Below are 24,528 nucleotides of genomic sequence, written 5' to 3' on the forward strand. Positions count from 1 at the left end.
AGCATGAAGTACAAACGCATCTTATTGAAATTAAGCGGAGAGGCCCTGATGGGCAGCCAGCAATTTGGCATTGACCCCCAGCGTCTGGAGCAATACGCCCAGGAAGTGAAGCGGGTAAAAGAATTGGGGGTAGAAGTAGCCATTGTAATTGGTGGCGGCAACATTTACAGGGGTATACAGGCCGAGCGCACCGGCATAGACCGGGTGCAGGGCGATTACATGGGCATGCTGGCTACCGTAATCAATGCCATGGCACTGCAAAGTATTCTGGAAAAGCACGGGATGTTTACCCGTCTGATGTCGGGCTTTAAAATAGAGCAGGTGTGCGAACCCTTTATCCGCCGCCGGGCGGTGCGCCATCTGGAGAAGGGCCGCATTGTGATCTTTGGCGCCGGCATTGGCAACCCTTACTTTACCACCGACTCTACGGCCTCGCTGCGGGCCATAGAAGTAGAGGCCGATGTGGTGCTGAAGGGTACCCGGGTAGATGGCGTCTATACCGCCGATCCGGAAAAAGACCCTACGGCCACCCGCTATACCAACATTTCCTTTCAGGAGGTGTTTGAAAAGGGACTGAACGTAATGGACATGACCGCCATTACCCTCTGCCAGGAAAACAATCTGCCCATTATTGTTTTTGACATGAACAAAACGGGCAATCTCTACAACCTGGTGATGGGCGAAGAGGTAGGCACCCTGATCACCACCAACAAATAAGCGATAAGCACCTAAGGACTTTTTATTTCTGATAAACTTTTAACCTTAATTCCCCATGGAAGAAGAGATCCAGTTAATCCTGGAGGATGCCCGGGACCTGATGCGTAAAGCAGTGGAACACACCACGCATGAACTCACTAAAATCCGGGCGGGTAAGGCACAGCCCTCCATGCTGGATGATATCCGCGTTGATTACTACGGATCCCCTACTCCGGTAAACCAGGTAGCTACCGTAAATACCCCGGATGCCAGAACCATTGTAGTACGGCCGTTTGAAAAGAAAATGCTGGCTGCCATTGAGCGGGCCATCATTAATAGCGACCTGGGCCTCAATCCCCAGAACGATGGGGAGATCATACGCCTGAACCTGCCCCCCCTTACCGAAGAGCGCCGCCAGGGGCTGGTACGGCAGGCCAAAGCCGAGATCGAGCAGGGCAAGATCAGCATCCGCAACATTCGCAAAGATGCCAACAATATGCTCAGCAAGCTGCAGAAAGAAGGTGCCGCCGAAGATGCCATCAAACGTGCCACCGACAATGTGCAGAGCCTCACCGACCAGAATGTAACCAAACTGGACGAGCTCTTTGGCCGCAAGGAAAAAGACATCATGACGGTATAAGCAGACAGCTCTCCTGTCTAAAAAAACAAAAGCCCTTCTGTGCAGCTGCACAGAAGGGCTTTTAGTTAGTAGGGACGCACCTTCTCTTTATTGATAGAAGCGGCGGACCTTGATCTGATCTTCTACCCGGGGATGCACCAGGTAGCGAATGGTTTTGTTTTGCTGCAGGCGCCGCCGGATGTAGGTAGCCGAGATATCCACAAGGGGGGCTTCAACCAGTTGCACCTTAGGATGGGTGCGCAAGTCAGAGGGGGTAGCGCCCGGGCGGGGGTATACATAAAGCCCATACTGCTCCAGAATCACCGCGCTGTTTTTCCACTTGGGAAACGACGCCAGGTTATCTTCGCCAATGATGAGGGTAAATTGATGCTGGGGGTATTTGTCGGTAAGCCAGGCCAGGGTATCAACCGTATAGCTGGGCCGGGGCATCCTGAACTCAATATCGCAGGCCTCAAAGCCAGGATTATCCTCAATGGCCAGACGTACCAGATCCAGCCGGTCAAACTCATGCAGCAGCGACCTGGCGCTTTTAAAGGGATTGTGCGGCGACACCACAAACCAGACCCGTTGCAGATCGGTATCTTCTACCATGGCATTGGCGATCATGAGGTGCCCCATGTGTATGGGATTGAAGGAGCCGAAAAACAGCCCTATTTTCATACCCCTTTTGCCTTAACGGCCTCAATACCCTTTTGTAGAAAATCATCCACCAGCTGCTGTGCTTTTTGCAGGGAAGTCTCCAGATCTTCGTTTACCAGGGTAATGTCAAAGCGGTCTTCAAACTTCATCTCAAACTGTGCTTTGAAAAGCCGCTGGGAGAGGGCATTCTCGGTTTCGGTCTTTCTATCGCGCAGGCGCTGGGTAAGCACTTCCAGAGAAGGTACCTTTACAAAAACCGCCAGGGCCTTATCGCCAAAGTATTCTTTCAGGTGCAGGCCGCCTTTTACATCCACATCAAAGAGCACATGCCGCCCCCCGGCCCAGATCCGCTCAATTTCTTCTTTAAGCGTGCCGTAGAAATTGCCCGGGTAAACCTCTTCCCACTCCACAAAGGCGTCCTGGTCGATCTTTTGCTTGAATTCTTCAGGCGTTAGAAAGTAGTAATCTTTGCCGTTTTGTTCATTGCGCCCCCGCTTATCGCGGGTGCAGGCCGAGATGGAAAACCCCAGCTTGGGGTTGGTGGCCAGGAGGTGTTTTACGATGGTGGTTTTACCCGAACCCGAAGGGGCCGAGAAGATAATGGCTCTTCCCTGATGCATTAAACGGTTTCTTTGACTTTGGAACGGATGGAACTTACAAGGTCCAAAGGTACGTGTTTTTTCTCCAGCTTGCTTCGCAAAATGTTGCGAATTTCAGTCTCGATGTTGAAGCTGCGGTAGCAGGGCATGCATTCTTCAATGTGGTGCATGTAGTAATGCTTCTCGGTATCAGAGGCCTCGCCATCCAGCACAAGCTGCAGCAAATGTAAGCATCGCTCATGTTCAGAGCAGGGTGCTTGTTTTTCCGTATTTTCCATCGCTCAGTTAGTTAAGTAAACCAGTTTAAAAAATGTGGTTAGTTAGTAGCCCATTGATTTTGCATAAGAACGAAGTTTATCCTTCAGTAGGTTCCGGGCCCGGTGTAAGCGGCTCCGTACAGTACCGATGGGAATGTCCAGGATCTTGGCCATCTCCTCATAGGTGAACCCTTCCAGGTCACAGAGGATGATAACGGTCCGGAAGTCTACCGCCAGCGAATTCAGTGCATTGGACACCTCATCGCCGATCATGTCCCGCAGCGATTCCACCCGCAGATCGGTGGTCATCTCTACCTGGGCATCTTCCGAATTGTAGTACGATTCAACATCATTATAGTCTACCTTAGCAGGTTCTTTGCTCTTCTTTCGGTAGTCATTAATGAAGCTGTTTTTCAGTATCCGGAACAGCCATGCTTTTGCATTGGTTCCTTCCTCAAATGAATTTATAAAACGGAAGGCCTTCAGGTAGGTTTCCTGTACAAGATCCTTTGCATCGTCCTCATCAAAGGTAAGGCGATAGGCAAAGTTGTACATGGCATCAATGTGGGGTAAAAACTCCTTGTCAAAGATGCGCATTTTTTGCGTTTCGGAATAACGTTCCAGCGGGGCTTCTTCAGAAGCGTCATCAGCCAGGGCATCCTCATCCCCCTCAGTATCAGCCTGCTCGCTCTCATCCTGCTCCCTCTGGTGCCGGATGCTGCTACGGGCCGATTTATCAGTGCGGTCTGCGTTTGGCTGCTCTTCTCCTGTTGGTTCCCAATCTTCGTTCTCAATCATAGGGGTGGGCTTTAAAAAACTGCTTACTACATTAACTGGCTTAGGAAAATACTGTTACAGGCCCAGATTGTTTTTCTAGACAAAGGGAGGCCTGCTTTTTCCTTTTCATCACTAACCACCTTATAAACGTAAAAAAGAGGGCTGTTGTATTTCCTTGCGACAAGTTGGTTCCCCTGCACCTCTATTTTTTTTGAAATGGGGAACTGCACTTTTTTTACGTTCTTTGCGCATGCAGTTTACCCGGCAAACCCCTTGGCTGCCGGCCAGCTGTCTACCCTCTATTAGGATAAAGAGCCGAGGCAGCCCCATTTTATGAAAATCCTTCATCTCAGCAGTGAGCGCTCCTGGCGCGGGGGCGAGCAGCAGATCGCTTATCTGATTGAAGAGCTCCTGGCAATGGGGCATCCGCAGGTAGTCGTGTGCAAGAAGGGATCGGCCTTTGAGCAGCATTGCCGACAAAAGGGCTGGCCGCATCATACGCTGCCCTTCCGCAACTCGCTTGATCTGGCTTCGGCCTGGCAGCTGCGCCGCATCTGCCACAGCGAGGGAGCCGATCTGCTGCATGTACACAGCAGCCGTGGGCAGGCCATTGCCCACCTGGCGGGGCTTTTGGGCTCGCTCCCGCCCCAGCTGCTTACCCGCAGGGTGGCTTTTCCAATCAACCATAAAGGACTGAATGTGCTGCGCTACAATGCGCCGCAGCTGAAGCAAATCATTTGTATTTCAGAGGCGGTGAAGGCTGCAACCACACCTGTTCTAAAAAACAAGGAGGCGGTACGGGTAATCTACGATGGCATTGACCTGAGCCGCTTTGGCAAGGGTACCACCGCCCCGCCCCTGCGCCACCAACTGGGGCTGCCCAAGGGTACACCCCTGATTGGTACGGTGGCAGCCTTAACGGCGGAAAAGGATATCAGCACCTTTGTGCGAACCTCCCACCAGATTGCTGAAGCACTGCCCGGTGCATACTTTGTCGTGGTAGGAGACGGGCCGGAGCAGGACGCCCTGCAGGAGCTGGCCCGGCAGCTGGGCCTTTCGGAACGTCTCTATTTTTTGGGCAGAAGAAGCGATGTGCCGGAGCTGCTCCCCCAGCTGAGCCTGTTCCTGTTCACCTCCCGGCAAGAGGGCCTGGGTACCAGTGTGCTGGATGCCTTTGCCTGCCGGGTGCCGGTAGTTAGTACCAATGCAGGCGGCCTGCCGGAAATTGTGCGCCATGAGCAAAGCGGATTAGTAGCACCGGTAGGGGATACCGAAGCACTGGCTGCCGCAGCCATACGCCTGCTCCAGAACCCAGAGCTGCAGCAGCAGCTTCGCACACAGGCCTTCCACCTTCTTTCCCGCCAGTTTACCAAAGAGAAGATGGCCGCCGAAACACTCCGCGTATATGAAGATGTGCTGTCTGGCCGGGGCTAATAGCCGTATTTATCCTTCCACTGGCTCCTGAGCTTCTGGCGCATCTCCTGCTCCCGGGCATTGTGGCCGGGCTCATAGAGCTTTGTACCCGACAGCTCCTGGGGCAGGTATTCCTGGTCCACAAAATTCTGCTCGTAATCATGGGCATATTGATACCCCTTGCCATAGCCCTGGTCTTTCATCAGAGTAGTGGGCGCATTGCGCAGGTACAGGGGTATGGAGAGATCGCCGGTTTTCTTTACCAGCTGGCGGGCTTCTTTAATGGCTTTGTAGCTGGCATTGCTTTTGGCCGAGCAGGCCAGGTACACCACACACTGCGAAAGTATGATCTCCGCCTCGGGATAGCCAATGAAGGTAACAGCCTGAAAGGTATTGGTGGCAATGACCAGGGCCGTAGGGTTGGCATTGCCAATATCTTCCGAGGCCAGGATCAGCAGGCGGCGGGCGATAAATTTCACATCTTCCCCCCCTTCGATCATGCGGGCCAGGTAATAGACCGCCGCATTGGGATCGCTGCCCCGGATGGACTTGATGAAAGCTGAAATGATATCGTAGTGCTGCTCACCCCCCTTATCGTAGCGGGAAAGCCGCTGCTGCGACACAGCAATCACATCGGCATCGGTAATAACGGTTTTGCTTAGGGGGAGGCTATCGGCGGTAAGCTCCAGCAGGTTGAGCAGGCGGCGGGCATCTCCCCCGCTCAGCCGCAGCAGGGCATCCCACTCTTTTACTTCCAGCTTGCGGGCCGCAAGTTTTTTATCCTGCATAAGGGCCCGGCGCACCAGATCCTTAAGCGACTCCAGCTCCAGGGATTTTAGCACATACACCTGACAGCGGCTCAGCAGGGCCTGGTTCACCTCAAAGCTGGGGTTTTCGGTAGTGGCGCCCACCAGGGTGATAATACCCTTTTCTACGGCCGCCAGCAGGGCATCCTGCTGACTCTTATTAAAACGGTGCACCTCATCGATAAAAAGAATGGTGCGGGTGCGGTTGCGGGCTTTTTCAATAACCTCCCGTACTTCCTTTACCCCACTGCTAATGGCACTCAGGGTAAAAAAGGCGGCCTCGGCATAATGGGCAATGAGGCTGGCCAGGGTGGTCTTGCCTACGCCGGGCGGCCCCCAAAAGATCATGCTGGGAATCTGGCCTGCCTCAATGAGCTTGCGCAGGGGGGCATCGGGCCCCAGCAGGTGCTGCTGGCCCACCACCTCATCCAGACGGGTGGGGCGCATGCGTTCGGCAAGGGGTTGCTGCCCCGGACTCTGATCAAAAAGGTTCATATGCGAAGGTACTACTCTTGGCTTAAAATACGGCACGCATTGCCGGTGGCCATGGCCAGCTTATTGGTATACCACCCATTCTGCTGAACTAGCGGAAAAGATCTACATTTGCGCCATGCAAAATTACAAGGTGCATGCGGCCCTCATAGTGGTGGGCCTTATTTATGGGGCTAATTACAGCATTGCCAAAGAGGTAATGCCTACCTATATCCAACCCTTTGGCTTCACCCTGGTGCGGGTAGGGGCTGCCACGCTCCTGTTCTGGCTCTACCACGCCTGGAAAGGAGCCGAGCATATTGACATGAAAAAGGACCTGCCCCGCCTGCTGCTGTGCGCGCTCATGGGGGTAGCCACCAACCAGCTCTTTTTTCTCAAGGGCCTTAACCTCACCTCTCCCATCAATGCGGCCCTGATTATGACCATCACCCCCGTGCTGGTATTGATCGCCTCTGCTATCTTATTAAAAGAACGGGTTACCTTTAAAAAGAGCCTGGGTATAGCGCTTGGCCTAACTGGCGCCATTTTGCTGGTACTGCAGCGCAACCCCAATGCTACTGATGGGGGCATTCTGGGGGATATTCTTATTCTGCTGAATGCGGCCTCCTATGGCGTATACCTGGTGGTGGTAAAACCCCTGATGCGCTCCTATCGGGCTTCTACCATCATTAAGTGGATCTTTCTCTTCGGCTTTTTTATGGTGCTTCCCTTTGGCTGGGGAGAGTTCAGTCAGACCAACTGGTTGGTGATCCCCTGGCCTATCTGGCTGGCCATTGTGTATGTGGTGGTCTTTACCACCTTTGTGGCCTACCTGCTCAATGTGTGGACGCTGCGCTATGTGAACTCTTCGGTGGTAGGTATCTACATTTACCTGCAGCCGGTTTTTGCCACCCTGGTGGCCATGCTGCTGGGCCAGGACCAGCCCACGGCCGACAAATTTCTCTACAGCGCCCTTATTTTTACTGGTGTATATCTGGTAAGCCGCAAATGATCACATAAGGGTATCGGCCCCTTCATTATTCCTACACATTGATGTTGTACCTTACATTGACCTCAATAGAAAAAAATAAAATTTCTTTTGGCAATTCTATTGATAATCATACACATATCCGTATCTTTGATATATGACGCTGTCGAGACCACTAATTTTTTCAGCTAAATATTACATAATTTTTTAGCTTAAGTTGGTTTATTTGCGGGTTACTATCTTTTTGACGGCGTTCCATAACAGGTTGGGTATTTTTCCTTCTCTCGAAAGAATTTTTTAATACCACTCAACCTGTTATTTTTTGCCTTTTTTTCAGAACCGGAGCTCCTTTACAAGGGTAATCAGCCGCTCCAGCTGTGCATCATCAAACTGCAGGTGTGTTACCAGCCGGATGCTTTCCGGACCAAAAGCCACCCCTTTTACCCCCTGCGCTGCCAGTGCTTCCAGCACCTGCTGAGGGCTACAGCCCTGCAGATCGGCCAGTACAATGTTGGTATCGACCGGCTGCACCTCCCGTACCCAGGGCAGGCGCCGCAGTACTTCTCCAATCTGGCGGGCCCGGGTATGGTCTTCCTGCAGCCGCTCCACATGATGCTCAAGCGCATAAAGTCCGGCAGCTGCCAGATAGCCGGCCTGCCGCATGCCCCCGCCAAACGCCTTACGAATGCGGCGGGCTTTTTTGATAAAGGCTTCGCTGCCCAGCAACACCGAGCCTACCGGGGCCCCCAGTCCTTTGCTCAGGCAAACAGAAATGGTGCTGAAATAGCGTCCGTATTCCCGGGGGTCTTCTCCTGTAGCCACCAGGGCATTGAAAACACGTGCCCCATCCAGGTGCAGGGGTATCTGGTGCCGCTCACAAACGGCATGAATGGCTGCAATCTGCTCCAGGGGGTAAACGCTGCCCCCTCCCTTGTTCATGGTATTTTCCAGCGATACCAGGGCCGTGGGGGCATAGTGCACATCATCTCCTTTGTAGATAGTGGCCTCCACCTCGGCGGGGCTCAGGCGGCCCCGGTCGCCCTTCAGCAGGCGGGGCTGGCAGCCGGAATTTAGTGCTATGCCGCCTCCTTCGTACAGGTAGATATGGGCCGTGGCCGCACAGATTACCTCCTGCCCGGGCTGGGTATGTCCTTTTATGGCAATCTGGTTGGTCATGGTGCCGGAGGGGCAAAAAAGGCCGGTCTCCATGCCAAAGCGCCGGGCCGTTTCATGCTCAAGCGCGCGTACTGTGGGGTCTTCCCCATAGACATCATCGCCTACCTGGGCGCTCATCATGGCCTCCAGCATAGCGGGTGTGGGTTTGGTAACCGTATCGCTTCGTAGGTCTATTATGGCTCTATTCATGCCGAAAAGTTAGTATACACTACCTTCTGCTGCCAAGCCCACACATAAAAAAAGCCGGACAAGCCGGCTTTTATTTTTTAGGGTAGCTACCCCCAGAGGGTCGCTTATTTGGTTGCGCAATGCTGCCGTACGTAGAAGCCCGCCCGGCTATCGCCCATGATGGAGGCTTCCATCCAGTCTTCGCAGGCATTGGCGGTATCGCCCAGCTGAAAGCGCACATAGCCTCGATTGCGGATGTATTCGGGCTGAGAGGGCTCCATTTTGCTGGCCCGGGTAAAATCGTTGTAGGCCGCCTCCCATTTTTCCATGCCCATCTGGGCATTGCCCCGCTCAAAGTAGGCGCTGTGGTCGTCGGGATTCAGCTCCAGTACTTTGGTGTAGTCTTCTACTGCACCAGAGAAATTCTTTTCGATGTTGCGGATGGTGGCCCGGTTGTAATAGGCATTTATATCATCCGGCCTGATCTTGATGATCCGGTCCAGATCGGCCATGGCCAGTCGGTTATCTCGGATCATGAGGTACAGCTGGGAGCGCTTGCGAAAGGCCTCCACTTTTTTCTCGTCCAGTTGGATGGACTGGGTAAAGCTACCCAGGGCATCTTTGAACTCTTTAGCTTCCATCTGGGCATAGCCCATTTTGTAGTAAAGATCGCTGGTTCTGCGGCCCTTGTCGATAGCCTTTTGGTAATAGCCGGTTGCCTTGCTCCATTCCTTCATTTCGTGGCTGATATCGCCCAGCAGGTGCAGCGTTTCGCCATCGGGTGCTTCCAATTTCTCCAGTTCCCGCAGGTCGTCAAAGGCACGCTGTAGTTCGCCCCCTTCGTACCAGGCCAGCCCCCGGTTGTAGAGCGCCTTGGCATAGGTCTTATCCAGGGACAGGGCTTGGGTAAAATCGGCAATGGCGCCGGCATACTGCTTCAGATTCAGCTTGGCTTTGCCCCGGTTGTTGAGCACCACCTTATCGGAAGCGCCCAGGTTAAGGGCCTGATCGTAATCGGCAATAGCCTCGGCATAGCTTTCTTTACGAAAATGGGTATTAGCCCGCAGGGTATAGGCCTGGGCATAGTCAGGCTTCAGGCGCAGGGCTTCGCCCAGATCAGTCAGGGTGCCTTCCAGGTCCTGCGCATCATAGCGTGCCTGCGCCCGATAGTGATAGGCCCGGGCGTCTTTAGCGCCTTTGGCAATGGCTTTGTCAAGGTCTTCTTTGGCGGCGGCTACTTCTTTAAGCTCATAGCGGCTAATGCCCCGGCTCAGCCAAATTTGAGCATTATCTACACCCCCCTGTATGGCCTTGTTCAGGTCGGGCAGCGCCTCGGCATACTGGCCTAAAAAGAAGCGGGCATTGCCTCTGGCGGCATACACATCGGCTTCGGTGGCACCGGCCGCCAGCGCTTTTTCCAGGGTAGGCAGGGCATCGGCATAGGCGGCAGCGCCATACTGGCTCAGGCCCAGGGCCCGCAGTACCTCCTTACCCCCTTCGCCCAGGGATACCGCTTTTTGCAGATCGCTTTGGGCCGCCTGGGCATTACCGGCTGCATAGTGCAGTAGCCCCCGGCCGGCATAGGCTTTGGCAAAGTTGGCATCCAGCTCCAGCGCCTTGCCAAAGTCGGCAAGGGCAGCCTCGTTTTGTTTTTGCTGCTGGCGGGCGCGGGCTCTGGAATAGAAGAGTGCGGCAGAGCGCATCCCCTTGGCCTCGGCTCCTTCATAGGCCCTGATGGCATCGGCGGGTTTCTCCAGGGCCACATAGGCATTGCCCAGCTTTAGCAGCAGTTCGCCATCGGCTACAGGGCTGGCAGCAACGGCCTGAAGATCGGCAGCGGCGGCGGTCCATTCCTTTTGCTCATACTGTGCACTGCCTCTTTTTGCTTTTTGCTCGGCCGTAAGCGCCTGGCTGCGCTCAGCAGCGGTCCAGTCGGCGATGGCCGGCCCCCAATTCTTTTGCTGGTAGTAGGCTTCGGCACGGCCGGCCAGGGTTTCAGGTGATTTGTCGCCCAGTTCAATGGCCTGGCTTAGCTCCCGCTCTGCGCTTTTGTATTGCTGCTTCTCCAGCATCATCAGCCCCCGGTAGCGGAATAATTTCTGGTCTTTGATCCCCTTGGCAAGGGCTTTATCGATATAGGGAAGCGATTCTTCCTTCTTGCCCCCTTCGTAGAGGCCAAGTGCCAGCATGTGGTAGAGCTCGGCTTCCTGCACACCGGCCGCTTCGGCCTTTTGCAGGTCGGGCAGGGCTTCGCTGCGTTTGTTCTGGCCAAAGAGGGCCTTGCCCCGCAGCCAGTAGCCTTCCTGAAGCTTGGGATCTTTCTCCAATGCCTTGCTCAGATCAGGGATAGCGGCTGCAGTGTTACCGGCCAGCAGCTGTGCTTTCCCTTTTTTCAGATAGAGGCTTGCTTCGGTGGCGCCCCCTGCCAGGGCTTTTTCATAGTCGGCTATGGCCTGCGGATAGCGGGCAGCGGCCAGGTGCAGATCGGCCCGGGCAGCAAAGGCAGCGGGCTCTTTTATACCTCCGGCCAGGGCTTTGTCCAGATCGGGCAGGGCTTTATCGGCCTGTTGTAGTTGGTAGTAGGCAATGCCCCGGTAGGCCAGTAACTGGGGTTCGCTGGCAGAGCGTAGGGCTATGGTAAGGTTATCGACCGCTTTGGTCCAGCTTTTCTGGTGATAGAGCGCGGTGCCCAGGCCGGCATGGGTAAGGGCATCGGCTTTGCCGGCATTCACCACAGCCTCCAGGTCGGTAGCGGCACCGGTCCAGTCCTGCAGTGCCAGCTTGGCCTGGCCCCGGCCGGCAAAGAGATCTTCCTTGTTATAGCCGGCCGCACGGGCCTTGTCATAGAGGCTTACGGCCTGCTGCCACTGCTGCAGCTGCAGGCTGGCCCAGGCAGCGCGGGCAAAGGTCTCCCCTTCTTTTTCACCCAGGCTAAGGGCTTTATCATAATCAGCAGCGGCTTCTTTCCACTGCTTTTGCTGGCTGTAAGCATCGGCCCGGTTCAGGTAGGCTTTGCCAAACTGGGCATTTTGCTGAATGGCCTTGCCAAAATCGGCAATGGCGGCTGGCAGCTGGCTGGCCAGTAGTTTGGCCTTGCCCCGGTTGTTGAACAGCAGCGCATCGGCCTGGCCGGCGCCTTCGGCCTTATCGTAGGCAGTAATGGCTTTTGGATATTGCTCGGTCTTGAAATAGACATCGCCCAGCACTTTCCAGCCGGCGGGCTCTTTTACGCCCCCCTCCAGGGCTCGCTGCAGATCGGTGGCAGCAGCAGCGGCATTGCCGGTTTCGTAGAGGCTGATGCCGCGGGCATACAGCAGTTGGTTGTTGACCTGCCGCAGCTCGATCGCTTTGTTCAGATCGGCCAGGGCTTTTTCCCAGGCCTTTTGTTTATAGTACATCATCCCCCGGCCGGCCCAGGCTTCGCCCAGTGCCGGCTGCTGTTTGATCACTTCTGAGAAGGCAGCCAGCGCATCGGGCTCCTGGCCGGATTTGGCATAGGACTGGGCCAGCAGCAGACGCAGCTGGGCATCCTGCTGAAAGAAGGCCAGGGCTTTTTTGAGATGGGACTGGGCTTCTCCCTCCTGTCCATTCACTACGGCCCGCAGGCCCTTGAGGTAGTTGTAGTCAAATTTATTGCTTTTGTTCCAGGCCTTTAGGGTAGAGTTGGTAGCAGGCAGGCGACGCAGCCGGTCGGCCGCTACAATAAAGCCATCGCCTCCTTCCAGACCTACCAGCACCCCCAGCAGTTCGCCACTGGCCGATACTACGGGGCTGCCGCTGAGTTCGGGACCCACATTGGTTTTGGCCAGCACAACCGCCCCGTAGCCGTTCACTTCGGCAGCAGGCGAGGCAGCCGCAGAAGCGGAGCTAACCAGACGGGGCGCTGTGGCCGTATGCCAGTTTACCTGGGCAGTAGTCTGGCTGGTGCCGGGCTGCAGGGGTTTGAAGCGGGTAGTGAGGTTGTTGTCAATGGCAAAGCGTACGAGTCCGGTATAGGGGTCGGCAGCTTCAATGCGTACCAGCTGGTGCAGGCTGCTATCGGCGGTGATCAGGCGGGCCGCCTCGGCGCCTTCCAGCAAGCTGGCGTGGGCAATGCCCCGGCCCTGATCGTCAACAAAGAACCCGGTACCCCCCTTCAGGCGGGAGCCCTGGGCCGAATAGGTCTCCAGCCAGAATACGCTGCTGTTGCCCTGCTGCGCCACAAGGGAGGCAGGGGCTGTCAGTAGCAGCAGGAAGAAAGAGAAAAGAGTATAGCGATGTTTCATGTCCGCAGCTGGCTTGTCGATATGGTCTACAAAGTAGAAGGGTTTGCTGCGGAATACAAAAAATGGGGTGGCGCAAAGGGGGTCTATCTTAGGGCAAATATTACATAGCTAAGGTATAGAATGCATTAGCCCCTGTCAGGGGGTGTACTACGGCCGCTGAAGGCTTCTCCTGTTATCGGTTCGTCAAAGAAGGGAGCAATAAAAAAGGCCTGCAGTCTTTCGATCTGCAGGCCTCGTTGTTCACCCTTAACCATTAACCTATAAGAATTATAATATATATCGCAAAAAAGATCGCACCTACGATGGTGGACTTGATTGCGGCTATTTTCCGCTCCATACGTTCCGTAATTATCCCAGTTAAAAAAATCTGGCCTTGCGGCCTCAAANCTTATATACCCCTAAGACGCAAAAAGGGGGTGTGAAGTTGTTGTTTCAACGCTATTATTTTTAAAAAAATAGCCCGGCTTTGGGGCCGGGCTCTCTTTGGAACGGTAAGTCTATGGCTTACAGGTGGATCACTTCATCGTAGGCGGCGGCCGTTGCTTCCATCACTGCCTCGCTCATGGTGGGGTGCGGATGCACAGCTTTCAGCACTTCATGGCCGGTGGTCTCCAGCTTGCGGGCCACTACCACTTCGGCAATCATTTCGGTTACATTGGCGCCGATCATGTGTGCACCCAGCCACTCGCCGTATTTGGCATCGTAAATTACCTTTACAAACCCGTCTTTGGCGCCGGCAGCAGAGGCCTTGCCAGAAGCTGAGAAGGGGAACTTGCCCACCTTCACCTCATAGCCGGCTTCCTTAGCCTGCTTTTCGGTATAGCCTACAGAGGCTATCTCGGGCTGGCAGTAGGTACAGCCGGGTATGTTGCGGTAATCCAGCGGCTCAGGATGGTGACCGGCAATTTTCTCCACGCAGATGATGCCCTCTGCAGAGGCCACGTGGGCCAGGGCCGGGCCGGGTACAATATCACCAATAGCATATACACCGGGTACGGAGGTGCGGTAGAATTCATCCACCACCACGCGGTTCTTATCGGTTTTTACACCTACCGTTTCCAGGCCTATGCCTTCCAGGTTGTTGGTTACGCCTACCGCCGATAGTACAATGTCGCACTCCAGTTGCTGCTCGCCTTTGGTGCCTTTTACGGTTACTTTGCAGCCCTGTCCGCTGGTATCCACCTTGGTCACCTCAGAAGAAACCATGATCTCGATACCGGCCTTTTTATAGTTTTTCTCCAGTTGCTTGGATACTTCTTCGTCTTCCACAGGCACAATGCGGTCCAGGTACTCCACAATGGTTACCTTGGTGCCAATGCTGTTATAGAAATACGCAAACTCTACGCCGATGGCGCCGGAGCCTACTACTACCATGCTTTTGGGCTGCTGGGGTAGGTTCATGGCTTCGCGGTAGCCGATGATCTTCTTGCCGTCCTGCTTCAGGTTGGGCAATTCGCGGCTGCGGCCGCCGGTAGCCAGCAGAATGTGCTTGGCTTTGATGTCCTGCTTTTTACCCCCCTCGCCGGTCACCTCTACGGTGTCTTTTGCTTTCAGCTTGCCAAAGCCGGGGATGTGCTCGATCTTGTTTTTGCGGAACAGGAACTGGATGCCCTTGCTCATGCCGTTGGCAACCTCGCGGCTGCGCTTGATCATGGCGCCGAAATCGGCCTTGGCATCGCCTACCGTTATCCCATAGTCTTTTGCATGGTTGATGTATTCGAACACCTGCGCACTTTTGAGCAGGGCTTTGGTGGGAATACAGCCCCAGTTAAGGCAAACGCCTCCCAGGCTTTCTTTTTCTACCACTCCTACCTTCAGCCCCAGCTGAGATGCACGAATGGCCGCTACGTACCCGCCAGGGCCGCTGCCTATTACAATTAGGTCGTATGATTGTGATGACATAATGTGTCGTTTTTACTAAAAATTGAAGGGTGCACAAAGGTAGCCTTTTGTGCACTAAATTAAAAAAGATTAGGCTGTTCCGGCCTTTTCTTCCCTGTTAGCCGCTGGTTTTACAGCTTTGGCTAGGCAGGGATGCGGCAGCTGTAGAAGGAACTTTTCTGCCTGAAGATGGTTCCCCCTGCCAGTAGCCAGTACGATCATTGCCCTAAGAGACATAAAAGGAGAAAGCAGCCTTAGCCTGCAGGCCTGAAGGGCTTCAAACCCCTTCATCTATAAAAAGTATTCTTATATTTACCTCAATAAGTATACCCAATAATAAGCTGTATAATGAAACTATTAGAAGGAAAAGTAGCGCTGATCACCGGAGCCTCCAAGGGCATAGGCCGGGCCATTGCCCAGCGCTTTGCCGAGCAGGGCGCTACCGTAGCTTTTACCTACCTCTCCAGCGTAGAAAAAGGACAGGCACTTGAAGATGAACTAAAGGCCCTGGGCGTACAGGCCAAAGGATACCGCTCCAATGCCGCCGATTTTGCCGCAGCCGATGAGCTGGTGAATGCTGTTGTGGCTGATTTTGGCCGGCTGGATGTGCTGGTGAACAATGCCGGCATTACCCGGGACAACCTGCTCATGCGCATGACCGAACAGATGTGGGATGAGGTGATCAATACCAACCTAAAAAGCTGTTTCAATACCGTAAAAGCGGCTACCCGCACCTTTATGAAGCAAAAAAGCGGTAGCATCATCAATATTACCTCTGTAGTAGGCCTCAAGGGCAATGCCGGACAGGCCAACTATTCTGCCTCCAAGGCCGGCATCATTGGGTTTACAAAATACCGTTGCCCTTGAGCTGGGCAGCCGCAACATCCGCAGCAATGCCATTGCCCCGGGTTTTATCGAAACCGAGATGACCGAAGTACTGGACGAAAAAACCGTGCAGGGCTGGCGCGATGCCATTCCGCTGAAACGCGGCGGCACCCCCGAAGATGTAGCCGACTGCGCCGTTTACCTGGCCTCCGACATGAGCACCTACGTAAGCGGACAGGTACTGCAGGTAGATGGGGGCATGCTTACTTAAGGTATGGGGCATGGGATATGAGGTATGAGGTAGGGAGCATCAAGAGTCCTGTTCAGCTGTCAACACATTGCCGCTTGATCTTCGAGCACTTCAACAGAACATATCAAGTTGGCAGATCCTGAAAGCCCGTACCTCATATCCTATACCTATACAAGAACCACCACCCCTTTACGTTACTTCTACCTGTAGTTTACGAGAACGCAATTTTACATGGATGTACGGCAGCTTTTGTGGGGAGCCTCTCCCTGGTGGATTCTGGTATGTTTACTGGCAGGCCTGCTCTATGCCGGCTTGTTGTACAGCAAGAAACAGAGCCTCTGGGGCCCGGCCACCAACTGGAGCTTATTTGCCATTCGCTTTCTGCTGGCCAGCCTGCTGTGCCTGCTGCTACTAGAGCCCTACCTGCGGCAGCTCACCCGCCACATTGAAGCACCCAGCTGGGTAATAGCCATTGACAACAGCCTTTCAGTAGCCGAAGGCGGTACCACTCCCCCCGAGCAGCTCCGCCAGACCCTCGCCCGCCTGCAGCAGCAGCTGGGCCCCAAAGGCAGGGTAGAGTTCCGCACGCTCAATGGACCGCTGGAAGTGGCCGACAGCCTCCGCTTTGGGGCCCAGGCAACCGACCTCAGCAGCCTGCTTACCGGTATCCGCTCCGATTATGAAAACCGCAACCTGGCCGGTGTGGTGCTGCTTACCGATGGAATCTACAACCAGGGCATGAGCCCGGCTTATGTGCCCTACCCCTTTCCGGTACATACCCTTGGGCTGGGCGATACCCTGCCCAAGACGGATGTAAACCTGAAAAACCTCTATTATAATAAAGTCGCCTACCAGGGGAACCAATTCCGCATCCGGGCTGAGATCACCCAGAATGGCTATGCCGGCCAGGCGGTTACGCTTAACGTTCGGCTGGGGGGCAAGGTGCTGCAGCAGAAGCAGCTGCGCTTTCCCAATGGGGCAAGCCTGCTGGAAGAAGAGGTGGTGCTGAATGCCGATGAGGCCGGGCTGCAGCACTACATTTTTGAAGTGAGCGGTGCGCCCAACGAGTATACTCTGAGCAACAACCGCCGCCATGCCTATGTGGAGATCATTGAGGGGCGGGAAAAGATCCTGATTGCAGCTGCCAGTCCGCACCCCGATATTACGGCACTGCGCAGGGCCATTGAAAAGAACCAGAACTACCAGACCTTTGTCTACATCCCGGGCCTTTCGCCCTATCAGGAGGAAGAATATGATCTGGTGATCCTGCACGGCCTGCCCGGCCGCAACCTGCCCCGCCTGGAGGAGATCCTGAACAAGACCCGGGCCCGCTGGTACATGGTCAGCAGCCAGACCGACCTGCGCCAGCTAAACCTGCAACAGGATCTGGTGCAGATCAACAGCCAGCAGCAGGAATTTGATGAGGTTTTTCCCCTACTTAATGGCACCTTTACGCTCTTTACCTATGCGGAGGAAAATCGCCGCGCCATTGGCAGCTACTCGCCTGTGCAGGTGCCCTTTGGCCGGCTGCAGGTAGCCAGCTGGGGGCAGGTACTGCTGCAGCAGCGCGTTGGCCGCATCGAAACCGACAAACCCCTGTTGGTGGTAGGGGTGCAGGAAGAAAAGAAAATCGCTGTGATGCTGGGCGAAGGCCTATGGCAATGGCGCCTGCAGGAGTATGCCGCCACTGAAGACTTCAAGGCTTTTGATGAGCTGGTGCAAAAAACCGTGCAGCTGCTGGCCAGCCGGGACGATCGCCGCCGCTTTCGGGTGTATCCCCTGGAAGAAGAGGTACTGGATACCGAAGGGGTTGTGTTTGAAACTGAGGTGTACAATACGCTCTACGAACGCATCTGGGGGCAGGGAGTTAATCTGGTCATTACCGACGAAGGGGGTAAGCAGTACCGCTACTCCTACCAGAACAGCCGCAACAATCCCCGCTATGCCGTGCGCAACCTGCCCCAGGGGGTATACCAGTTCAGGGCAACTACTGAGCTTGAGGGCGAGACCTTAAGCAGCAGTGGCCGCTTCAGCGTACAAAACCTGCAGCTGGAATCGCTGGAGCTAACCGCCAACCACAACCTGTTGCGGGGCCTGTCCGAAAAAACCGGCGGCCGCTACTACCATTATCAGCAAGAGGACCAACTGCTGCAGGACCTCGGCCAGCTGGAGGCCCGCAATATCATCACCGCCGACGAAGCCTACGAATCGGCCCTAAGCCTGGAATGGCTGCTGGCCCTGCTCCTGCTACTGGTGAGTGTAGAATGGTTTGTGCGCAAGTATAATGGGGGGTATTGATCCCTCCTCTCCCCTATTCCCTCTATGCTCAAAAAAGAAATCAACCTGATCGTAGCTTCCACCAACCCGGTAAAAGTAGCTGCTGCGGTGGAGGGTTTCCGGCAGCTTTTTCCTGAATTGGACGTAACTGCCCTACCCCTTAGCGTGGCCTCTGAGGTGGCCGACCAGCCCATGACGGATGCTGAAACCCTGCAGGGCGCCCTCAACCGGGTGGCTAATGCCGCCCTCGCTAAGCCCGAAGCTGATTACTGGATAGGCCTGGAAGGGGGCGTAGCGCCTCTAGGCGAGGAACTGGCCGCCTTTGCCTGGATTGTGGTGCGCAGCAAAACCGGCCTGGGGAAAGCCCGCACCGGCACCTTTTTTCTGCCCCCGGCTGTAAGCGAACTGGTGCTGCAGGGCATTGAGCTGGGCACTGCTGATGACATGATCTTTGGCAGCAAAAACTCCAAGCAGGCAGGGGGTGCCATTGGCCTTCTCAGCCAAAATGCCATTACACGCAAACAGCTGTATCAGCAGGCCGTTGTATTAGCACTACTCCCTTTCAAGAATCCTGCCCTTTATAAGACGCACAGGCAGCCTGGCTGAGGGCAGTACCCTTACCCCCTATAGCATGAACTACACCACTTTGGGCACATCCTCCGACCTTCGCATCAGCGAGATCAGCTTTGGCTGCATGTCGCTGGGGGAGGACGATGCCGCCAATGCCCGGCTGTTGCACCAGGCGCTGGAAGGGGGCATTACCTTTTTCGATACGGCCGATCTCTACCAGAAAGGACAGAACGAACAAACAGTTGGCAAAGCCTTCAAAGGGATGCGCCACAAGGTAATTCTAGCCACCAAAGTAGGCAACCAGTGGCGGCCCGATGGCAGCGGCTGGGACTGGAACCCCCGCAAGGCCTACATTCTGAAAGCCGTAGAGGAGAGCCTCAGGCGCCTGCAAACCGACTACATTGACCTCTATCAGCTGCATGGTGGCACCCTGGACGACCCTATTGACGAGACCATTGATGCCTTTGAGCAGCTGAAGGCCGCCGGCAAGATCCGCCATTATGGCATTTCTTCCATTCGGCCTAATGTGATCCGGGAATGGGTGAAGCGCTCCAACATGGCCAGTGTGATGATGCAGTACAGCCTGCTGGACCGGCGCCCCGAAGAAAGCTGCCTGGGCCTGCTCGAGCAGCACCACATAGGCGTGCTCGCCCGTGGCAGTTATGCACAGGGCCTGCTGTTGGGCAAGCCGCCTAAGGAGTACCTGGGCTACCGACCGGAAGATGTGCAAAAGGCCGCCGCTGCCCTACAGCAACTGGCAACCAACTCCCGCAGCAGCGCCGCTCTAGCTGCCCGCTTTAGCCTGGCACCCCCTGCCGTAAAAAGTGCCGTTCTGGGCATCCGCACCTCTGAGCAGCTAGAAGCAGCCCTGGCAATTACCACAAGCCCTCCCCTTAGCCCGCAGGAAATTGATCAACTCCGGCATTTACTACCCCCCAACCAGTACCAACAGCATCGCTAACCCACTTTCCTTTCTTTAAAACCATGAAACTAAGGCTTCTTTTTCTGAGGGCCCTCTCTTGCCTTGTCGTGGGCTGTGGCTCTCCGGACCCGAACACCCCAGCCCAAACCAGCACCACTGTAAGGGTTGAATTTCGGGGCGCCCTGCGGAAAATGATGCACAAGGGGGATCTTTCCAGCAGAATTCACTTGCAGGAACTTGCCGGCAAGAAGAATCTCTATGCGCTGGGCGCAGTGGCAGGCTTGAAGGGTGAAATACTGATTTTAAACGGGCAGCCTTTTGTGTCCCGGATAGAGGATAATAAACTCCACTTGAGCCAGGATTTTTCAGACAGCGCCAGCCTGCTGGTATGGGCACAGGTAGAAAACTGGCAACAAATTCCCATACCCGATTCGGTACGCCACTATGCGCAACTGGAGCATTTTATAGCGGCGGCCGCAAAGGCACAGGGCATTGATCTGAATTCCCCATTTCCCTTTATGCTGGAAGGGCCCCCTGCCAGCGCCCGCTGGCATGTGATCAACTGGCCTGAGGGTGAGCAGGAGCACAGCCATGCCAAACACAAAGCCTCGGGCTTGCAGGGGGTGGTAGAGAAGCAGTCGCTGGAGTTTTTAGGTTTCTACTCCAACCAGCACCATGGTGTATTTACCCATCATTCCACCAACATTCACCTGCATGTGAAAACATCCGACAATACGGTAGCTGCTCATCTGGATGAGCTGGAAGCAGCACCTGGTATGCTCCTGAAATTGCCCAGATAAGCCTCCCTTAACAGGCAGTAATGCTTCTTTACCGTGCGCTGCCCAGAAACACAAAAAGCCTGAGGCATTACACCCCAGGCTTTCGTTATCTATCGCTTACGTACTGTTACTTCTTATCAGAAGAGCCGCCTTTGCCTTCTTCGGCTACGGCTTCCTTGCGGGTGATGGTCAGCACATCGCCCTCGGCATGGTCGGCCAGCAGCACATCGCCCTCCTGCAGGTCGCCCTTCAGGATCTCTTCCGCTACCGGATCTTCCAGGTATTTCTGGATGGCACGGTTAAGCGGACGGGCACCATATTGCTGGTCATACCCCTTCTCGGAGAGGAAGTCCTTGGCCTTTTCGGTCAGCTCAATCTCGTAACCCAGCGACTTCACACGGCCAAAGAGCTTGCCCAGCGAAATATCGATGATGCGGTGAATATCTTCTCTTCCCAGGGAGTTGAAGATGATCACATCATCCAGACGATTCAGGAATTCCGGGCTGAAGGCCTTGCGCAGCGCACTCTGGATGGTGCTCTTCATGAGCTCATCCACATTATCGCGGCGGTTGCTGGTGGCAAAACCAACCCCTGCCCCAAAGTCCTTCAGATCGCGCACCCCTATGTTGGAGGTCATGATGATGATGGTGTTCCGGAAATCTACCCGGCGACCCAGGCCGTCGGTCAGGATGCCATCGTCCAGCACCTGCAGCAGCAGGTTGAACACATCGGGGTGAGCCTTCTCAATCTCGTCCAGCAGCACTACGGAATAAGGCTTGCGGCGAACCTTCTCGGTCAGCTGGCCACCTTCTTCGTACCCCACATAGCCGGGAGGCGCTCCTACCAGGCGGGATACACTGAATTTCTCCATGTATTCCGACATGTCGATGCGGATCAGCGCCTCATCTTTATCAAAGAGATATTTGGCCAGTACTTTGGCAAGCTCAGTCTTTCCAACGCCGGTGGGGCCCAGGAACACAAAAGAACCAATGGGTTTTTTCGGGTCTTTCAGACCAACACGTGTACGCTGAATGGCTTTCACCAGCTTGGTAATGGCCTCGTCCTGGCCAATCACATTTTTCTTCAGCTCGGTGCCCATGCCCAGCAGCTTGGCGCCCTCGTTCTGGGCAATGCGCTTGGTTGGGATGCCCGTCATCATGCCAATTACCTCGGCCACATCGTCTTCGTCAACGGCATAGCGCTTGGTCTTGGTTTCTTCTTCCCACTTCTTCTTGGCCACTTCCAGCTGTTCGAGCAGTTTTTTCTCCGAATCGCGCAGGCGGGCGGCCTCCTCGTACTTCTGGCTTTTCACCACGCGGTTCTTCTCGTTCTTGATGTCCTCGATCTCGCTTTCCAGCTTTACGATCTCGTCCGGAACGTGGATATTATTGATGTGTACGCGGGCACCGGCCTCGTCCAGCACGTCAATGGCCTTATCGGGCAGGAAGCGGTCAGAGATATAGCGGTCCGATAGCTTCACACAGGCCTGAATGGCCTCATCGGTGTAGTTTACGTGGTGGTGGTCCTCGTATTTGTCTTTAATATTGGTCAGGATCTCGATGGTTTCCTCTACGGAGGTGGCATCTACCATCACCATCTGGAACCGGCGGGCCAGGGCACCATCTTTCTCAATATACTGGCGGTACTCATCCAGGGTTGTGGCGCCGATGCATTGAATTTCGCCGCGGGCCAAGGCGGGTTTGAACATGTTGCTGGCATCCAGCGAACCGCTGGCACCGCCGGCGCCCACAATGGTGTGCAGCTCGTCAATGAACAGGATCACATCCGGCGATTTTTCCAGCTCGTTCATCACGGCCTTCATCCGCTCCTCAAACTGGCCGCGGTACTTGGTACCGGCAACCAGGGAGGCCAGGTCCAGCGTAACCACGCGCTTGTTAAAGAGCACGCGGCTCACTTTGCGCTGCACAATACGCAGGGCAAGGCCCTCGGCAATGGCAGTTTTACCAACACCCGGCTCACCAATAAGGATGGGGTTGTTCTTTTTGCGGCGGCTCAGGATCTGGGCTACCCGCTCAATCTCATCTTCGCGGCCTACAATGGGGTCCAGCTTGCCGTCTTCAGCCATTTTGGTCAGGTCCCGGCCAAAGTTGTCCAGCACAGGGGTGCGCGATTTCTCAGCACCCTTGCCGGCGCCGGCTTCGCCGCCGCGGCTGCTGCCACCGCCACTGCCAAAGATGCGGGAGCTGTCGCCCTCGTCATCATCGGTATCATGGGCAGAGGAGGGTCCGTCGGACTGGTATTCCAGCATTTCCTTCACCACATCGTAGCTTACATCAAATTTCTCCAGGATTTGGGTTGCGATGTTATCTTCATCGCGCAGAATGGAGAGCAGGAGGTGCTCTGTGCCGATCAGTTGGCTTTTAAAGATCTTGGCCTCCAGGTAGGTAATCTTCAGGACCTTCTCCGACTGACGGGTCAGCGGGATATTGGCCAGGTTCTTTACCTGATGGGTGGCCGTGCCTTTGGTAGCCCGCTCAATGGACTGACGCAGTTCATCGAGCGATACTCCAAGCTTTTTAAGGATGCTGACAGCTACGCCCTCACCCTCGCGGATCATGCCTAATAGTAAATGTTCGGTTCCTATATAATCATGCCCAAGCCGGAGCGCTTCTTCCCTGCTGAGCGAGATCACTTCTTTAACCCGGTTTGAAAATTTTGCTTCCATATATGATTGGCTAACGACTACCTAAGGGGGAAAAAATCTGGATCGGATAGTCCCCATTAAGTTAGTAATAACTATGTATTTTTAAAAACAGATTCCGGTTTTCAAATGTTCATTTCTGCTGTGCCGATTGGCGGATCACTGCTGCGGCTGCCGGGCCTTCACAAAAAAGAACATCCAACACGCTTAGATTTGCTACAAAAGTTGCGCCAAAAAGCTGGGTATAGGGTTGCGGTCGGTAAAGATCTCGGGCAGTGAACGGAATGCCGGGCCGTAAGGCCTGCCGGAGGTCAGTAAGGCCACTTCCGGTTGTTTGCTTGTACGCATCCGTAGGCACAGGTGTTGCCGGAAGTTGCAGGATTTGCAGACAAAGTGTCAGCACTTTTTCATTGAGCTCCCACAGGTACTGCCAGGGCCCATCAAAAAGCGGCTGCAGGCGCGGTGCATAATGCTCCCAAAAGGGGGCCTTGCCATAGCAGCTCTGCAGGGCGCGCCAGTGCTGCCGCTGCCAGGGCTGCCGGTTATCGATCTCCACCTCCCGAATGCTCATTTTTCTGCTTCCCCCCAGCACCGGCACAGTGAGCTTCTCTACCTGGTGCGGCCCCAGAATGTAGCAGCGGTTGCGGTAGCTTTGCTTTACATAATGCTCATACGCCTCCAGCAGCACCTGCCCAGGCTGTGTAAAGAGGGTAAAATACTCCAGGCAGGGAAAATAATGGAGGGCCAGCAAAGCAGAGACGTGGGGGTGCTGCATGGGCCAAAACTAGCAAAAAGCGCTAAAACCTACCCCTTCCGGCCGGGTCTATTTGCGGGCCGGTTTGGTACCTAGCCTAAAGCTTCCGACTTTTGCCCCTATGTGGTTGCTTACCCTCTTTTCCCGTTTGCCCTTTTGGTTTTTCTACGGCCTGTCGGACGGCCTGGCCTGGCTCCTGCATAGGGTGGTGCGCTACCGGCGGCAGGTGGTGCTGGATAATCTGCGGCATGCCTTCCCGGACAAGTCCGATGCCTGGTACCGCCACACCCTGTGGGCCTTTTACCGCAGCTTTACCGATACCTGGCTGGAAGCACTCAAAGCCCTTACCCTCTCCCCCGAACAGATGCGCCAGCGGGTAGCCTTCCGGGATGTGGAGCAGCTGCAGCATTGGGAGGCCCAGGGGGTAAGTACCCTGATGCTGGCCGGGCACATGGCCAACTGGGAGTGGCTGTTTTTGCGTGGCAGCCTGGATGTGAAAAATGTGCTGGCCGTGTACCTGAAGGTAGAAAGCCCCTTTTTTGACAGGCTGATGCTGCAGATCCGCAGCCGCTACGGCGCCCGTCTGATTGAAAAAGCCGGTCTGCTGCGGGAGGTGCTGCGCAGCCGCCAGCAGTACCGCAACATTGCCATGGTGCCGATCAGGCCCCGCAGAAGGGATCGCTCTACCAGTGGTTTACCTTCATGAACCGGCC

At 55.0% G+C, this 24,528-nt stretch carries 19 protein-coding genes and 1 pseudogene; 10 read left to right on the plus strand and 10 right to left on the minus strand.

The window, feature by feature from the left end; all coding sequences use genetic code 11:
• The first annotated feature begins 3 nt into the window (after positions 1-3).
• Both pyrH and frr read left to right on the plus strand, forming a co-directional pair.
• Entirely contained in the window at positions 4-717 is a 714-nt protein-coding gene (gene pyrH, locus ADICEAN_RS03865) for a UMP kinase (protein WP_009194216.1), read from the plus strand.
• A 55-nt stretch (positions 718-772) separates the two neighbouring features.
• Complete coding sequence (gene frr / locus ADICEAN_RS03870) at positions 773-1,336, plus strand: ribosome recycling factor (RefSeq protein ID WP_009194217.1); 564 nt, start codon at positions 773-775, stop codon at positions 1,334-1,336.
• 87 nt (positions 1,337-1,423) lie between these two features.
• Here the strand turns inward: frr and nadD are convergent, their stop codons facing one another.
• From nadD to ADICEAN_RS03890, 4 genes are all read right to left on the minus strand, one after another.
• Positions 1,424-1,996, minus strand: coding sequence for a nicotinate (nicotinamide) nucleotide adenylyltransferase (nadD, locus tag ADICEAN_RS03875; RefSeq protein ID WP_009194218.1), 573 nt, complete (start codon positions 1,994-1,996; stop codon positions 1,424-1,426).
• Positions 1,993-2,595 carry a guanylate kinase gene (gene gmk / locus ADICEAN_RS03880; protein ID WP_009194219.1) on the minus strand — a complete coding sequence of 201 codons (603 nt, stop codon included), beginning with the start codon at positions 2,593-2,595 and terminating at the stop codon, positions 1,993-1,995. Before gmk ends, nadD begins: the two co-directional genes overlap by 4 nt.
• A complete protein-coding gene (locus tag ADICEAN_RS03885; protein WP_236612863.1) occupies positions 2,595-2,798 on the minus strand; it encodes an anti-sigma factor in 204 nt (67 codons plus the stop codon). Before ADICEAN_RS03885 ends, gmk begins: the two co-directional genes overlap by 1 nt.
• A gap of 96 nt (positions 2,799-2,894) precedes the next feature.
• The gene (locus ADICEAN_RS03890) at positions 2,895-3,428 is read right to left on the minus strand and encodes a sigma-70 family RNA polymerase sigma factor (protein WP_152426308.1); all 534 of its coding nucleotides are present in this window, start codon (positions 3,426-3,428) and stop codon (positions 2,895-2,897) included.
• Between the two features lie 513 nt (positions 3,429-3,941).
• Here ADICEAN_RS03890 and ADICEAN_RS03900 point away from each other — a divergent pair.
• Positions 3,942-5,042 (plus strand): glycosyltransferase family 4 protein, encoded by a 1,101-nt coding sequence (locus ADICEAN_RS03900; RefSeq protein WP_009194222.1) that lies wholly within the window; start codon positions 3,942-3,944, stop codon positions 5,040-5,042.
• On the opposite strand, the gene ADICEAN_RS03905 is transcribed toward ADICEAN_RS03900, so the two are convergent.
• Entirely contained in the window at positions 5,039-6,322 is a 1,284-nt protein-coding gene (locus tag ADICEAN_RS03905; RefSeq protein WP_009194223.1) for a replication-associated recombination protein A, read from the minus strand. The genes ADICEAN_RS03900 and ADICEAN_RS03905 overlap by 4 nt on opposite strands.
• A gap of 115 nt (positions 6,323-6,437) precedes the next feature.
• Here ADICEAN_RS03905 and ADICEAN_RS03910 point away from each other — a divergent pair, with 115 nt between their 5' ends.
• Positions 6,438-7,310, plus strand: a complete 873-nt coding sequence (locus ADICEAN_RS03910) for a DMT family transporter (protein WP_009194224.1) — start codon at positions 6,438-6,440, stop codon at positions 7,308-7,310.
• A 309-nt stretch (positions 7,311-7,619) separates the two neighbouring features.
• Here ADICEAN_RS03910 and ltaE read toward each other — a convergent pair whose 3' ends face one another.
• The 3 genes from ltaE to lpdA all read right to left on the minus strand — a co-directional run bounded on the left by ltaE (position 7,620) and on the right by lpdA (position 14,797).
• A complete protein-coding gene (gene ltaE, locus ADICEAN_RS03915) occupies positions 7,620-8,651 on the minus strand; it encodes a low-specificity L-threonine aldolase (RefSeq protein WP_040396153.1) in 1,032 nt (343 codons plus the stop codon).
• A gap of 104 nt (positions 8,652-8,755) precedes the next feature.
• Positions 8,756-12,895: a tetratricopeptide repeat protein gene (locus tag ADICEAN_RS03920; protein WP_009194226.1), complete on the minus strand. Its 4,140-nt coding sequence runs from the start codon at positions 12,893-12,895 to the stop codon at positions 8,756-8,758.
• Between the two features lie 504 nt (positions 12,896-13,399).
• Positions 13,400-14,797, minus strand: coding sequence for a dihydrolipoyl dehydrogenase (lpdA, locus tag ADICEAN_RS03925; RefSeq protein WP_009194227.1), 1,398 nt, complete (start codon positions 14,795-14,797; stop codon positions 13,400-13,402).
• A 327-nt stretch (positions 14,798-15,124) separates the two neighbouring features.
• On the opposite strand from lpdA, the pseudogene fabG reads away from it, so the two are divergent.
• The 5 genes and pseudogenes from fabG to ADICEAN_RS03950 all read left to right on the plus strand — a co-directional run bounded on the left by fabG (position 15,125) and on the right by ADICEAN_RS03950 (position 20,420).
• Positions 15,125-15,872: pseudogene (gene fabG, locus ADICEAN_RS03930) on the plus strand (3-oxoacyl-[acyl-carrier-protein] reductase).
• Between the two features lie 210 nt (positions 15,873-16,082).
• On the plus strand, positions 16,083-18,149 hold the full coding sequence (locus ADICEAN_RS03935; RefSeq protein ID WP_009194230.1) for a hypothetical protein: 2,067 nt from the start codon (positions 16,083-16,085) through the stop codon (positions 18,147-18,149).
• 24 nt (positions 18,150-18,173) lie between these two features.
• Entirely contained in the window at positions 18,174-18,734 is a 561-nt protein-coding gene (gene yjjX, locus ADICEAN_RS03940) for an inosine/xanthosine triphosphatase (protein WP_009194231.1), read from the plus strand.
• A gap of 25 nt (positions 18,735-18,759) precedes the next feature.
• Positions 18,760-19,659, plus strand: coding sequence for an aldo/keto reductase (locus ADICEAN_RS03945; RefSeq protein ID WP_009194232.1), 900 nt, complete (start codon positions 18,760-18,762; stop codon positions 19,657-19,659).
• A 155-nt stretch (positions 19,660-19,814) separates the two neighbouring features.
• Entirely contained in the window at positions 19,815-20,420 is a 606-nt protein-coding gene (locus ADICEAN_RS03950) for an acetolactate decarboxylase (RefSeq protein ID WP_394330741.1), read from the plus strand.
• Positions 20,421-20,526: 106 nt separating this feature from the next.
• Here the strand turns inward: ADICEAN_RS03950 and ADICEAN_RS03955 are convergent, their stop codons facing one another.
• Both ADICEAN_RS03955 and ADICEAN_RS03960 read right to left on the minus strand, forming a co-directional pair.
• Positions 20,527-23,085 carry an ATP-dependent Clp protease ATP-binding subunit gene (locus ADICEAN_RS03955; RefSeq protein WP_009194234.1) on the minus strand — a complete coding sequence of 853 codons (2,559 nt, stop codon included), beginning with the start codon at positions 23,083-23,085 and terminating at the stop codon, positions 20,527-20,529.
• A gap of 109 nt (positions 23,086-23,194) precedes the next feature.
• Positions 23,195-23,836 (minus strand): WbqC family protein, encoded by a 642-nt coding sequence (locus ADICEAN_RS03960; protein WP_009194235.1) that lies wholly within the window; start codon positions 23,834-23,836, stop codon positions 23,195-23,197.
• Positions 23,837-23,936: 100 nt separating this feature from the next.
• Here ADICEAN_RS03960 and ADICEAN_RS03965 point away from each other — a divergent pair, with 100 nt between their 5' ends.
• The gene (locus tag ADICEAN_RS03965) at positions 23,937-24,521 is read left to right on the plus strand and encodes a lysophospholipid acyltransferase family protein (RefSeq protein WP_009194236.1); all 585 of its coding nucleotides are present in this window, start codon (positions 23,937-23,939) and stop codon (positions 24,519-24,521) included.
• Positions 24,522-24,528: the final 7 nt, after the last annotated feature.

The sequence above is a fragment of the Cesiribacter andamanensis AMV16 genome (assembly GCF_000348925.1).
Classification (GTDB): Bacteria; Bacteroidota; Bacteroidia; order Cytophagales; family Cyclobacteriaceae; genus Cesiribacter; species Cesiribacter andamanensis.